Here is a 13,536-nt window from a genome sequence, read left to right on the forward strand (position 1 = left end):
CTCGTACGACCGGGGAGGGTCAGTCCTCCAGGTCCACCGAGCGGCCGCTCTCGGCGCCGATCTCGGCCACGATCTGGTCGACCACGTCGGCCGGGATCGCGGTGTCGACGGTCAGCGCGATGAGCGCCTTGCCACCCTTGACCGACCTGGCCACCTGCATCGAGGCGATGTTGATGCCGTGCTCGCCGAGGAGGCGGCCGACCACGCCCACGATGCCGGGACGGTCGGTGTAGGTGAAGAACGACAGGTGGGCCGTCGGCTCGATCTCCATCTCGTAGCCGTTGACCTCGACGATCTTCGTGATCTGGCGGGGGCCGGAGAGCGTGCCCGACACCGAGACGTGGCGGCCGTCGGCCAGCACACCCCGCACGGTCACCACGTTGCGCCAGTCAGGGCTCTCCGAGCTGGTCACCAGCTCGACGTTCATGCCGCGGTCCTTGGCCAGCAGCGGCGCGTTGACGTACGTGACCTGCTCCTCGATCACGTCGGCGAACACGCCCTTCAGCGCGGCCAGCTCGATCACCCGGACGTCCTGCGCGGCGATCTCCCCGCGCACCTCGACGTCGAGCTTGGTCGCGACCTCGCCGGCCAGCGCCGTGAACACCCGGCCGAGCTTCTCGGCCAGCGGCAGGCCCGGCTTGACGTCCTCGGCCACCACGCCGCCCTGGACGTTGACGGCGTCGGGGACGAACTCGCCCGCCAGTGCCAGCTTCACGCTCCGCGCGACCTGGGTGCCGGCCTTCTCCTGGGCCTCGTGCGTGGAGGCGCCCAGGTGCGGCGTGGCGACGACCTGGTCGAGCTCGAACAGCGGGCTGTCGGTGCACGGCTCCTTGGCGTACACGTCGAGGCCCGCCCCCGCGACCCGCCCCTCCTTGATGGCCGAGTAGAGGGCCGCCTCGTCGACGATGCCGCCGCGGGCGACGTTGACGATGCGCACGTTGGGCTTGACCCTGTGCAACTCGTCGTCGCCGATGAGCCCGACCGTCTCCTTCGACTTCGGCAGGTGCACGGTGATGAAGTCGGCCTGCGTGAGCACCTCGTCGAGGGACAGCAGCTTGACGCCCATCTGCGCGGCGCGGGCCGGCGGCAGGTAGGGGTCGTAGGCGATCAGTTCGACGCCGAACGGCTGCAGGCGCTGGGCCACGAGCTGGCCGATCTTGCCGAGGCCGAGGATGCCGACGACCTTCTCGTCGAGCTCGACACCGGTGTACTTCGACCGCTTCCACTCGCCGTTCTTCAGCGCGGCGTGCGCCTGGGCCGTGTTGCGCGCGCTGGCCAGGATGAGCGCGAGGGTCTGCTCGGCGGCGCTGGTGATGTTGGAGGTCGGCGCGTTGACGACCATGACACCGGCCTTGGTGGCGGCCTCGACGTCGACGTTGTCGAGGCCGACGCCGGCGCGGGCGACCACGCGCAGCTTGGGCGCGGCGGCGATGGCCTCGGCGTCGACCTGCGTGGCGGAGCGGACGATCAGCGCGTCCACGCCGGCGAGTGCGGGCAGCAGCTGGGAACGGTCGGCGCCGTCGGTGTGGCGGACCTCGAAATCAGCGCCGAGCACGGCGAGGCCGGCCTCGGACAGCTCCTCTGCGACCAGAACGACGGGCTTGTTCACGGGTGTGGATCCTCCGGGACAGGCGGGCTTCGGGGGACTCGTCACACGTCCGGCCCCCCGACGGTCCCACAGAGTCTAACGGTCGCTTGTGAACGCGTTCACGAGGGACCCACGATGTGGGACAGGGGCGGCCGTACCCACCGGGCGGCAAACTCATCCATATCGCGGCCGTCTTTGTCTTGATCGGGAGATTTCTTCGCCATTAGCCTGATAAGCCGTGGCCGACTACCTATGGTTCGTCATATGAGCATCGGGAATCCTGCGCTTGCCGACGTGCTCGCCCAGCATGGCACCCCCCATCGCCTGCTGGGCGCTCTCGCCGACGGTGGAATCCTGGTGGCAGTGCGAACAGACCGTTCAGTCGTCCTGGGGACGACGCAAGCCGGTGACCGGGTCCTGCTCGGCTACACCGGCCCTGCCACCTATGCCAGGCACCGCGGCAGCCATTCCCTGTCGGCGTGTGACGCCGACACCATCCTGGACATCCAGCGCGTCACCGGCGTGCGGGAGATCGTGATCGACGCGGCCGGACCAGCCGCCGCGGCCGTGCCCATCGACGATCTCCAGCGCTTCCTCACCTCGACGCGCAGCGGACCGACGCCCGTGCTGTCGGGGGCGGCCCCCGCCGCCTACGCCACGGGCGCCATGGCCACCGTCTCGCGCGGTGCCGCGCTGGCCCAGGTCGCACCGCCCTCCACCCAGGCGCCCGCGTTCCCGTGGGTGCCCGCGCCCCGGCCGCACCTGTCGGGGCCCATGCAACAGGTGGACCCCGGCTACCGGCGGTGCGCGCACCCGATCCTGCCCGCGCTGCGGCAGGCGATCGCGCAACTGCTCATGGATTTCCCGCTCGTGCACCACGTGTGGATCTCCGAGGCGAGCACCGCGTCCGGCGCCCCCGGGATCATGCTGCACGTGAAGGTGCACATGTCCGCCGCCGAGGACGTCGTACGCGACCTGCACCGCCTGGTGCGGGCCCGGCTGCCGCAGTTCGCGGCGTCCGGCGCGCCGATCCTCATGGCCAGGGTGGCCGACACGCACAGCGAACGCCGGATGATCGAGATCGGCGCGCACGTGGTGTGCGCCGACGTCCGCGACTGACCTCCCGCGCGCGACGGGCCCGCGCGGGCCCGTCGCGCCACGCGGAACTGGGCCCTACCGAACAACGCTCTGTTCGGTTTCAATGAGGGCATGATCGCACCGGAGGCGAGCGCCTCCACGGTCCCCCGGAGCGTGCGCGTCGGCTACGGGGTGGGCTCGTTCTGCACCGCCACGGTGGGCGCCGTTCCCGGGCTGCTCCTGCTGTACTACATGACGAACTTCCTGGCCGTACCCGCATGGCTGGCCGGGGTGGTCGTGACCGCGCCCAAGGCCTGGGACCTCGTGATCAATCCGCTGGTCGGCCGCTGGTCCGACCGGACCAGATCGCGGCTCGGCCCGCGCAGGCCCTGGCTGCTCGCCGGCGCCTGCACGCTGCCGATCGCGTTCTTCCTGGTCTTCGCCGGGCCGCCGCTGACCGGCGTGCCGGCCGCGCTGTACGTCGGGGCGTGCTTCCTGGCCACGGCGACGGCGTACGCGCTGTTCGAGGTGCCGTACAAGGCGATGCCCGGCGAGATGACGCACGACTACCACGAACGCACCTCGCTGCTCCAGTGGCGGATGATCTTCATCGGCGCTGCCACCGCCATCAGCGGCGTGCTGGCCCCGGCCATCGTCACCAGCCAGGGCGGCGACGGCACGCTCGGCAGCTACCGGCTGATGGCCGCCACGATCGCGGCCGTCCTGCTGGTCTCGATGCTGGGCTCGTTCTTCGGCACCGCCCGCGCCCCGATGACCGGCGCGCCCGAGCCCGACCGGGGCGGGTGGCGGGAGCAGTTGGCGGCGGTCAGGGGCAACGCGCCGTTCCTCTGGATCACGGCGCTGGCCTGCACGCAGATGCTGGCCGTCAGCATGATGCTGGCGGCGGCGCCGTACTTCGCCACCTACACGATCGGCACGCCGGACGCCACGCAGACGCTGTTCGCGGCGCTGGTCGGCCCCATGCTGCTGACGATGCCGCTGTGGGTGCGGCTGTCCAAGCGGTTCGACAAGCGCGGCGCGATGGTGCTGGCCGCGCTGATGTTCGGGGGCGGCACCGCGGCGGCCATGGCGACCCCGCTCTTCGGCTCGTTGTACGCGCACGTGACGATCCTCGTCGTCGGCGTGGGCATCGCGGGCGTGCAACTGCTGCTGTTCTCCATGCTGGCGGACGTGATCGCGGTGGACGCGGCGAAGACCGGCAAGCGCAGGGCGGGCGTGCTGACCGGGTTGTGGACGGCCATCGAGAGCGGGGTCAGCTCGTTCGGCGCGCTGATCTTCGGCGTCATCCTGTCGCTCGGCGGCTTCATCGAGTCCGAGCCGAGCAGGCCGGTCGAGCAGCCGGAGAGCGCGGTGACCGCGGTGCTCGTCGGGCAGACCACGGTCCCCGCGCTGATCATCCTGGCGTCGGTGGTGATGACGCTGAGATACCGCCTCACGCCACCCGGCGCGCCGGAAGCGGACGCGTCCGTGTGACTGGCCGGCCGCACGGCGAGGCCGGCGTGCCTGGTCAACGTGGGGGCCAGGCATGCGCGCGCAGGACGGTCATCACCACCGATCCGCGTATTCTGGACAGGGAGCGCGGTTCAGGCCGATACTCGCTACATGAGCTCCACGCTTCCGCCCTTTCGTGCCTCGGATGGGGAACGCGACCGTGCGATCGACGAGCTCAGAGATCGCGCCGTAGAGGGGCGCATCTCCCACGACACGTTCGTGGGCCGGGTCGACCAGGTGCTCAGGGCGCAGAACCGCCACGAGCTCGACGAGGTGGTGGCCGACCTGCCGCGGCGGGCGACGGTCAGGCAGCGGCTGACCGACGCGGTGGCGGCGGTGTCGGAGTTCACCACCAGGGTGCAGTCGGCGTGGCGGCGGCCGCGGCTGCCCCGGCTGGCGCTGCCCGACGACGACCGGCTGCGTTACGTGGTGGGCAGGGGGTCGGCCTGCGACCTCGTGCTGTCGGACCTGACGGTCTCCCGCGTGCACGCCGAGCTGCGGCGCGAGAGCGACGGGTGGCTGCTGGTCGACCTGGGCTCGCTCAACGGCACCCGGCTCAACGGGTGGCGGCTGGTGGGGCCCGCCCGGGTCAGGTCGGGTGACGAGATCTCGTTCGGGGACTGCGGTTTTCTGCTCACGTCGGGCCTGCCGTCGATGTGACCGCTCCCGCATTCTCCAATAAATACGGATATTTGCGGATTACAGGCTGACGGTGCTGCTCCATGCTGCAGGCGATCCCCCAGTCATGCTGGAGCAGTCTTTCTTGGAGACCCCATGCGGCGCACCTCAGCATCCCTCGTCGCGGGCACGCTCGTCGCGGCCCTCGCGTGGGCGTCCAGCCCCTCCTCACCGGCCGTCGCGCTCGACCCCTCCGTGGGCGTGGCCGACCTGACCCAGGACCTCAACCAGATCCTCAGCGACTCGCGGCTCACGATCGCCAGGGCGGGCGTCGTCGTCAAGAGCGCGGAGAGCGGCGAGGAACTGTACGCCACCGACGCCGGCAAGCTGCTGATCCCGGCGTCCAACACCAAGCTGTTCACCTCGGCCGCGGCTGCCGAGACGCTCGGGCTCGACTACCGCTTCACCACCAGCGTGCTGAGCACCGGGCGCAAGGCCGGCAAGGTGCTGACCGGCGACCTGGTGCTGCGCGGCACCGGCGACCCGACCATGCTGGCCGAGGACTACGACGCGCTGGCCGCCGAGGTGGCCGGCGCCGGCGTCAAGGTCGTCACCGGCAAGCTCGTGGCCGACGACACCTGGTTCGACGCGCGGCGGCTCGGCAACGACTGGGCCTGGGACGACGAGACCGCGTACTACGCGGCCCCGATCTCGGCCCTGACCGCCTCCCCCGACAAGGACTACGACGCCGGCTCGGTGATCGTCGCGGTGTCGGCCGAGAACGGCGAGGTCAAGGTGACCACCACGCCCGACACCGGGTACCTGAAGATCGTCAACCGGGCGACGGCAGGCTCCGAGACCGACGTGCTCATCGAGCGGCAGCACGGCACCCGCACCGTCGTGATCACCGGTACGGTCGCGGACCCGTACCAGGAGTGGGTGGCCGTCGACGACCCCACGGCCTACGCCTCCTCGCTCTTCCGTGAATCGCTGGCCAGGCACGGCGTCAAGGTGCTCGGCCGCACGGTGACCGGCGCGGCGCCAGAGGGCGCCACGGAGCTGGCCGCGCACGAGTCGATGACGCTGGGCGAGTTGCTGGTGCCGTTCATGAAGCTGAGCAACAACATCCACGCCGAGATCCTCACCAAGGCCATGGGCCGCAAGGCGGCGAACCAGGGCACGTGGGCGGCCGGGCTCAAGGTCACCACCGACTTCGCCAAGGCCAACGGGGCTCAGGTGATCAACATGCGTGACGGCTCGGGGCTGTCGCGCCGCGACGGCTTCTCGCCCGGCTCGATCGTGCAGTTCCTGTCGGCCGTACGCGGCAAGCCGTGGTTCGACACCTGGTACGAGTCGCTGCCCGTCGCGGGCAACGCCGATCGTTTCGTCGGCGGCACGCTGCGCAGCCGGATGCGCGACACCGCCGCCGCGGGCAACGTGCGCGCCAAGACGGGCTCGCTGACCGGGGTGACGGCGTTGTCCGGCTACGTCACCAGCGCCGACGGCGAGCCGCTGATCTTCTCGATCATGCTGAACCAGTACCTGTCGGGGTCGCCGAAGGACATCGAGGACAAGATCGCCGTACGCCTCGCCCAGTTCTCCCGTACCTCGGCGGGCGGTGACCCCGTCCAGCTCCGCGCCACGGACCCGGGCCCGGCGGGCGACCTGGAGTGCTCCTGGCTGAAGCCCGCGCAGTGCTGACGCCGATCATCCTGTAGCGGACGCGGCGGCCTCCCGACGCGCAGGAGGTCGCCGCGGTTTACCCCCATAAGGCGTGCTGCATCACGATTCAGCCACTTGGAGCGGTCTTTTCAGGACATAGCCGACCTTGGAGCGCCAGAATGCGGTTCGACCTTGTGTGCAACCGCCGACCCGGAGGAGAGAATGCGCAGACAGCTCAAGGCATGGGCCTGCCTCGGGAGTCTGGCGGCACTGACCTTCCCCGCACCGGCCGCGCAGGCGGCCACGAGCGCGCAGGCCTGCCGGGTGGCCGCGGCCAAGCCCACGCTCTCCCACGGCTTCGTCCGCGGCACGGCCACCAGGGCGGGCTGCTCCGACAAGGCCCTGCTCCGGGTACGCATCGCGATGGCCGTGTCGGGCCCCGACCGGGTCGTCAAGAGCGGCTCCAGGACCGTCGGGACCGGCTCGCTCACCGCGCAGGTGCGCTGCACCACCACCCCCCGCACCTACTACGTGATCGCGCTCGACGCCAAGGGGCGCACCGGCAAGTCGCGCACGGCGCGGCTGGCGTGCGGCAAGTTCGCCTCGGCGACCGAGGATGCGCTCGTCAAGCTCACCAACAAGGCGCGGGCAGGGAACGACTGCAAGCCCCTGGCCCACGACCCCAGGCTGCACCTCGCCGCCGAGCGCCACTCGGCGGACATGGCGGCCAAGGGGCGTCTCAAGCACACCTCCGGCGGGCGCACGTTCGCGGAGCGCATCAAGGCGGTCGGCTTCTCCTACAGCCTGATCGCCGAGAACGTCGCCATGGGCTACCCCGCCGCCGCCACGGTGCTCAAGGACTGGCTGAAGAGCCCAGGCCACCGCAAGAACATCCTCAACTGCTCGTTCACCCACATCGGCGTCGGATACAGCGCCGAGAAGCAAGCCTGGACCCAGATCTTCGCCGCCCGCTGAAGCCCTCGCTTGAACCCCGCTGAAGCCAAGGGAGCGTCGGGCTTCACCGGCCTCCGTGCCGGTTCCCACCGCACGCCCACACGCTCCCCTCCGGGCGGGCCCGGCCGCGCCTCCCCCCGCACGAAGGACCGCGGCCGGGCCCGCGTCCTTCCTCCGGTGTCAGGCCCGGTCGGAGAAGCGGGCCAGCACCAGCGACTCGACCACGCCGACGACCGCGTACGCGAGGATCGACACGGCCGTGACCACCACGATGTCCGCCCACACCTCGTCGTAGCGGAATCCGCCGATCGCGCGCAGGATCTCCGCGCCGATCCCCTCGCCGGTGGCCAGCCATTCGGCGATGAGCGCGCCGATGATCGAGGCCGGCACCGAGATCCTGGCCGAGGCGAAGACCGCGGGCATCGCCGTCGGCACGGCCACCTTGCGCAGGACGGTCATGCGGGTGCCACCGTAGGCCATGACCAGGTCGGTGGCCTGCGGCGAGGCCGATCTCAGCCCGAAGACGATGTTGACCAGCGCGGGGAAGAACACCACGATGCCGCCGATGACGGCGACGCCCACCAGGTCCCTGCCGAAGATCAGCGTGATCAGCGGCGTCATCACCACGAGCGGCACCGAGCGCAACAACATCGCGACCGGCATGAAGGTCTGCTCCACGGTCCTGAACAGCACGAACGTGACCGCGACGGCCATCGCGGCGACCATGCCCGAGGCGAACCCGACGGCGGCGTCCCTGACGGTGATGCCCAGCGCGCCGAACACGGCCTCGCGGTGGGCCGCCGACGCCGTCAGGTAGTCCCACACCTGGGGCGGGCGCTTGCCGACGAGCGGGCTGATGCCGAACGCCTCCAGCGCCAGCCACCACGCGGCCACGACGATGACCACGCACGGCGCGAGCGGCCCGACGACCCGCAGAATGGTACGGCCGATCACTGCGCCTCGCCTTTCGACCACGGGGTGACCACACGGGCGACGAGCGCGACGACGGCGTACCCGAGGCCGGCGATCAGCCCGGCCACGAGCGCCAGCCCCCAGGTCCGCGGCACCTGGAACTGCTGCTGCGAGATCATCAGGGAGACGCCGATCCCCTGGTCGTTGCTGCCGAGATATTCGCCGATGATCGCGCCGAGCAGCGCCGAGGGTGCGGAGATCCTCAGGCCGGCGAACGTGCTGGGCAGGGCCGAGATGATCTGCACGTAGCGGAGCCTGGCCAGGCGGCCGCCGCCGTAGACGGTGACGAGGTCGAGACCGGCCTGGTCGGCGGAGCGCAGCCCGAGCAGGGCGCCGATGAGTGTGGTGAAGAAGACGGAGATGGCGGCCAGGAACACCACGGTGGCCTCGCCGCCGAAGACGACCAGCACGATGGGGCCGATGGCGAGCAGGGGGACACAGTAGCTGATCACGGCGAGCTGGGTGGCGACGGCTTCGAGCCGGGGCACGAGCAGCACCAGCAGCGCCACGCCGATGGCCAGCCCGTTGCCCCACAGGAAGCCCTGCGCCGCCGCGGACACGGTGGCGATGACGTTGGGGCCGTAGAAGGCCCACCCGTCGTCGCCCATTCCGGCCAGCACGGCCCACGGCGTGGGCACCGCTCCGCCGCCGGCGAACACCGTCACGGCCAGCAGCCACCACACCGCGACCAGGGCGACGACACCGGCCAGCCCCTGCGCCCGTCTCATGAGCCGTGCCCGAACAGCAGGTCGCTGAGGTGGTCGTGAAGGGCGTGGAACTCCGGCGTACGCATCATGCCGGGCGTGCGCGGGCGCGGCAGGCCGATCTCCACCAGCTCGACGATCCGGCCGGGGCGCGGGCTCATGACGGCGACCACGTCCGACAGGAAGATCGCCTCGCCGATCCCGTGGGTGACCATCAGCGTGGTGGCGGGCTTCTCCGTCCAGATGCGCAGCAGTTCCAGGTTGAGCCGCTGCCTGGTCATGTCGTCGAGCGCGCCGAACGGCTCGTCGAGCAGCAGCACGCTGGGCTTGACGACGAGCGCGCGGGCGATGGAGACGCGCTGGCGCATGCCGCCCGACAGTTCGGCGGGCCTGGCCTTCTCGAACCCCTCGAGACCGACCAGCTTGATCAGGTCGTCGATGACGCCGGGCTCGGGCCTGATCCCGGCGACCTCCAGCGGCAGCCGGATGTTGGCGGCGACGCTCCTCCAGGCCAGCAGGGCCGAGTCCTGGAAGGCGATGCCGAGGTGGTGGCTCCTGCGCAGTTCGGCGGGCGTCTCGCCGTTCACCCGGATCTCGCCGCTGGTGGGCTGCTCCAGCCCGGCGAGCATGCGCAGCACCGTCGACTTGCCGCAGCCGGACGGGCCGAGCAGCGACAGGAACGAGCCCTTCGCCGTACGGAGGTCCACGCCGTCGACGGCGGTCAGGCCCTTGCCGAACGTCTTGCTCAGCCCGGTGACGCTGATGCCGCCGCTCATGAGAGCTTCAGGCTCGGGTCGGCCTTGTAGACCTCGTCCAGGACGGTCAGGTCGAACAGTTGCTCGGCCTTGATGGTCAGGCCGGCCTTGGCCAGCGAGGCGATGTTCTGCTCGATCAGCTCGGGCGTCATCGTGAACAGGCCGTTGGCCTCGACGTCGGGGGTGACGACGAGCTCGTTCTGCATCTTGGCCTCCTCGGTCTGCTCCTTGACGTCGAGGTTCTGGTCCTTGCCGTAGACGGTCGCGGCCAGCTCGGCCGACCTGGCCGGATCGGCGACGGCGTCCTTCCAGCCCTTGATCTCGGCGGTCAGGAACGCCTTGAGCTTGTCGCGCTCGTTGTCGATGGTCTCCTGGGTGACCGTGAACGTCTCGGCGACCAGCGGCAGGCCGGCGTCGGCGAGCAGCAGGTGGGTGGCGTCGTGGCCCTCCATCTTCAGCCGTACGGGGCCGCTGGTGACGAAGCCGACGTAGCCGTCGAGCTGCCCGGAGGTCAGCATCGAGGGGTCGGACTGGAACGGCACCCGCGTCACGCTGCCCTCGTCGATGCCGTTGGCCTTGAGCAGCGCGTTCCAGACCAGCTCGTTGGAGTCCTGGACGCCGATCTTCTTGCCGGCCAGGTCTTCGGCGCTCTCGATCGGGTTCTTGCTCAGGGAGATGATGGCGAACGGGTTCTTCTGGAAGGTGGCGCCGACGATCTTCAGCGGGGCGCCCTGCAGCACGGCGGGGGCGGTGATGGTGGGGGCGGACAGGCCCGCCCAGCAGCGCCCGGTGGCCAGTCCCGACTCGACCGAGGTGCCGGAGCCGCCGCCCGACAGCAGCTCGACCTGGGAGAACCCGGCAGCCTTGTAGTAGCCCTTGCTGTCGGCGAAGTATTCGCCGGCGAACTCGACGTTCTTCTTCCAGGAGAGCTGGAGCTTGACCGAGCCGAGCCCGCCGCCGGAGGAGGAGCCGGCCGGCGAGCCGCTTTCGCCGCAGGCGGCCAGACCGAGCGCCAGACCGGCCAGGCCTGTCGTCCGCAGGAACGCGCGACGGTCGAAGGTAGCCATGATTCTCCTTGAGCGGCCGTGAAGGTGCAGGTCAGGACGTTATCTACCGATTATTACCATCAAGTGACGGTATTTTCGGACTTCTGGCCGGGCGGACGGCCGTCGCGCGAGATGGCGGAAAAACCGCTGGCGGCCCCTGTAGGTCCCTACGAGAGCGGGGGACGAGGACCGTAGATCCCTCCAGCGGCCCGGGGGCTCCGGTAGCGTCGGGCGTGAAATGAGACTCGACGGAATCCCCCTTTGGGACGGTACCGAACTTCGCGGCCCTGTCGATCTGAGCTGGGAGCCCGACCGGATCATCGACGTGAGCCCCGCCGCGCCGCGCCACGACGACCTGTGCGTCATCCCCGGCCTGGTGGACACGCACGTCCACCTGATCGGCCACGCAGGTCCCGGCGACCCGCCCGACTTCGCGACCTGGCCGCTGGTCACCACGCGCGACGAGCAGGTGCTGCACGGCGTCGCCCACGCCCAGCGGGCCATGCGGCACGGCGTCACGACGCTGCGCGACCTGGCAGGCGACGAGGCCCAGGTCGCGCTGCGCCGGGCCTTCGACGCCGGGGTGCTGCAGGGGCCGCGCGTCCAGGTGCACGGCGTGGTGGGGATGACCGCCGGGCACAACGACCTGTTCGTGCCGCCCGCCTCGCCGCAGCGCAAGCCCACGGCCGACGGGCCCGACGAGTGCCGCAAGCTCGTACGCACCTGGGCCAGGGCGGGCATGGACGGCATCAAGCTCACCACCAGCGGCGGCGTGCTGTCGATCGGCGACAGGAACGCCTGGCGCAACTACACCCGCGACGAGATCAGAGCCGTCGTGGACGAGGCGCACGCGCTCGGCATGCCGGTGGCCTCCCACGCCCATTCCGAGGAGGGCATCCGGGTGGCCGTCGAGGAGGGCGTCGACTCGATCGAGCACGGCACCCTCATGAGCACCGACCTGGCCGAGGTCCTGGCCGCCCGCCGCACCCCCGTGGCCCCGACGCTGCTCATCAACGAGGCCATCGCAGAAGGCCGCGTCCCGGTCACCCCCGAGGCCAGGGCCAAGGCCGCCGAGCTCGTCGCCACCCGTGACGTGCTGCTCGCCCAGGCGGCCGCTCTCGGCGTGCGGTTCGTGCTGGGCACCGACGCGAACGGCCACCACGTGCAGTTCGGCGACCAGCTCGCCGAGGTCCGCCACATGGCCGGGATCCTCGGCATGGACGCGGCGTCGGCGCTGCGCGCGGCCACCTCGGACGCGGCCGACTCGATCGGCATGCCCGTGGGCAGGATCGCGCCCGGGCTGGGCGCCGACCTCATCGTGCTGCGCGGCCGGCCGTGGGAGCGCATCGGTGACCTGGCCGCCGGCAATATCGTGGCCGTGGTGTCACGGGGCGCCGTCGTCGCGGGCGGGCTGCCCTGACCGGAGCGCCAGGTAGAGGTCCGTACGGTCGCGCATCGACGCCATGCGGCGGCCGGTGAGCTCCTCGATCCGCTGCATCCGGTAACGCAGCGTGTTGACGTGGACGTACAGCTCGTCGGCAGTGCGCTGCCACGATCCGCAGGTCTCCAGGAACAGGTCGAGCGTGCGCAGCAGCTCGGAGCCGTGCCGCGCGTCGTAGTCCTCGACGGGGGCCAGCAGGCGGTCGCGGAACGACCGGCGCACGCCGGCCGGCAGCGAGGCCAGCAGCAGGTCGAAGCTGTCGATGTCGGCCACCGACATGATCGACACCGGCCCGGGCCCGCCCCTGGCCGACTCCATGCCGCGCCTGGCCGTCTCCAGCGCCTCGCCGAGCTGCGACACGCTGGCCGCCATCTCGCTGATGCCGGCCGCGATGCTCACTCCCGGGCTCGTCCCCCGGCTCACGTCCGACCGCCCGGCGACCAGCCCGCGCAGCTCGTCGGCCAGGCTCTTGCGCGATGCCCGGCCGTTGACCAGCACGATCGCCTCGCGCGGCGTGCCGCCGACGATCAGGTGCCGCCCTTTCCTCGCCAGGCCCTCGTGCAGCAACTCCGGCAGGTCGAGCTCGGGGCCGCCGGTCCGGGTGACCGCCATGGCCGCGGTCGGCAGGCCGGGGTCGGCGCCCAGCAGCCGCATATGCGCCGAGACCTCGCCGGGCGGGATCTGGCCGAGGACGTCCAGCAACGTCTGCGCCCTGACCCGCTCGGCCCTGCGCTGCTCGGCGGCGAACCCCTCGACGGTCACCACCTCGGTGATCGCGCCGAACGACTGGTCGGGAGCGGCCAGCAGCAGCGGCAGCCGGCGCAGCTCGCACGCCTTGACCAGCTCCCGCGGCAGCTCGCCGAGCACGATCAGGCCCACGACCAGGCCGGCGGCGTCGCTGGCCCACAGCGCGTCGGCGAAGCGCTCGCAGTCGGGCGGCTCGGTGTACCAGACGCCGCTGGTCAGCACCAGGTCGCCGGACCGCAGGTAGCGGCGGGGGTCGGGCAGGTCGGTCGGGTAGGCGCGCCGGATCTCGCGGTCGAGTGCGATATCACCTGTCACCAGCGTCAGCCGCAGGTCGTCGCGTGCGAGCAGATCCGCCAGCCTCATGAAATCCGATGGTATGCCAGGCCGCGCGGACGGCCGCCGGGGTGCCTACCACGGACGGGAGCGGAGCGGCTCGCTGAGAGGGAGGTTTCCGCACGGA

General features: G+C 71.0%; 12 protein-coding genes. 6 read left to right on the top strand and 6 right to left on the bottom strand.

Annotation, left to right across the window (positions count from 1 at the left end):
- Positions 1-19 precede the first annotated feature (19 nt).
- Positions 20-1,609 (bottom strand): phosphoglycerate dehydrogenase, encoded by a 1,590-nt coding sequence (serA, locus tag ABGB14_RS20395; RefSeq protein WP_347645353.1) that lies wholly within the window; start codon positions 1,607-1,609, stop codon positions 20-22.
- A gap of 243 nt (positions 1,610-1,852) precedes the next feature.
- Between serA and ABGB14_RS20400 the strand changes: the two genes are divergently transcribed.
- From ABGB14_RS20400 to ABGB14_RS20420, 5 genes are all read left to right on the top strand, one after another.
- Positions 1,853-2,707 (top strand): hypothetical protein, encoded by an 855-nt coding sequence (locus ABGB14_RS20400; protein ID WP_347645355.1) that lies wholly within the window; start codon positions 1,853-1,855, stop codon positions 2,705-2,707.
- Positions 2,708-2,797: 90 nt separating this feature from the next.
- Positions 2,798-4,159 (top strand): MFS transporter, encoded by a 1,362-nt coding sequence (locus tag ABGB14_RS20405; protein WP_347645357.1) that lies wholly within the window; start codon positions 2,798-2,800, stop codon positions 4,157-4,159.
- A 129-nt stretch (positions 4,160-4,288) separates the two neighbouring features.
- Complete coding sequence (locus tag ABGB14_RS20410) at positions 4,289-4,837, top strand: DUF1707 and FHA domain-containing protein (RefSeq protein WP_347645359.1); 549 nt, start codon at positions 4,289-4,291, stop codon at positions 4,835-4,837.
- A 114-nt stretch (positions 4,838-4,951) separates the two neighbouring features.
- Positions 4,952-6,496 carry a D-alanyl-D-alanine carboxypeptidase/D-alanyl-D-alanine-endopeptidase gene (dacB, locus tag ABGB14_RS20415; protein ID WP_347645361.1) on the top strand — a complete coding sequence of 515 codons (1,545 nt, stop codon included), beginning with the start codon at positions 4,952-4,954 and terminating at the stop codon, positions 6,494-6,496.
- 183 nt (positions 6,497-6,679) lie between these two features.
- On the top strand, positions 6,680-7,432 hold the full coding sequence (locus ABGB14_RS20420) for a CAP domain-containing protein (protein WP_347645363.1): 753 nt from the start codon (positions 6,680-6,682) through the stop codon (positions 7,430-7,432).
- Between the two features lie 159 nt (positions 7,433-7,591).
- On the opposite strand, the gene ABGB14_RS20425 is transcribed toward ABGB14_RS20420, so the two are convergent.
- Genes ABGB14_RS20425 through ABGB14_RS20440 form a run of 4 tightly spaced genes read right to left on the bottom strand, consistent with a single transcriptional unit; the run spans position 7,592 to position 10,909 of the window.
- Positions 7,592-8,365, bottom strand: coding sequence for an ABC transporter permease subunit (locus tag ABGB14_RS20425; protein WP_347645364.1), 774 nt, complete (start codon positions 8,363-8,365; stop codon positions 7,592-7,594).
- Positions 8,362-9,111: an ABC transporter permease subunit gene (locus tag ABGB14_RS20430; RefSeq protein ID WP_347645366.1), complete on the bottom strand. Its 750-nt coding sequence runs from the start codon at positions 9,109-9,111 to the stop codon at positions 8,362-8,364. Before ABGB14_RS20430 ends, ABGB14_RS20425 begins: the two co-directional genes overlap by 4 nt.
- Positions 9,108-9,863, bottom strand: a complete 756-nt coding sequence (locus ABGB14_RS20435) for an ABC transporter ATP-binding protein (protein WP_347645368.1) — start codon at positions 9,861-9,863, stop codon at positions 9,108-9,110. The genes ABGB14_RS20430 and ABGB14_RS20435 overlap by 4 nt, the downstream gene beginning before the upstream one ends.
- Positions 9,860-10,909: an ABC transporter substrate-binding protein gene (locus tag ABGB14_RS20440; protein ID WP_347645370.1), complete on the bottom strand. Its 1,050-nt coding sequence runs from the start codon at positions 10,907-10,909 to the stop codon at positions 9,860-9,862. The genes ABGB14_RS20435 and ABGB14_RS20440 overlap by 4 nt, the downstream gene beginning before the upstream one ends.
- Positions 10,910-11,126: 217 nt before the next feature.
- Between ABGB14_RS20440 and ABGB14_RS20445 the strand changes: the two genes are divergently transcribed.
- Positions 11,127-12,308 carry an amidohydrolase family protein gene (locus ABGB14_RS20445; RefSeq protein ID WP_347645372.1) on the top strand — a complete coding sequence of 394 codons (1,182 nt, stop codon included), beginning with the start codon at positions 11,127-11,129 and terminating at the stop codon, positions 12,306-12,308.
- Here ABGB14_RS20445 and ABGB14_RS20450 read toward each other — a convergent pair.
- Positions 12,273-13,439, bottom strand: coding sequence for a helix-turn-helix domain-containing protein (locus tag ABGB14_RS20450; protein ID WP_347645373.1), 1,167 nt, complete (start codon positions 13,437-13,439; stop codon positions 12,273-12,275). The two genes, ABGB14_RS20445 and ABGB14_RS20450, sit on opposite strands and share 36 nt — an antisense overlap.
- Between the last annotated feature and the right edge of the window lie 97 nt (positions 13,440-13,536).

Origin of the sequence: Nonomuraea sp. B10E15, assembly GCF_039871615.1 — a bacterium.
Classification (GTDB): Bacteria; Actinomycetota; Actinomycetes; order Streptosporangiales; family Streptosporangiaceae; genus Nonomuraea.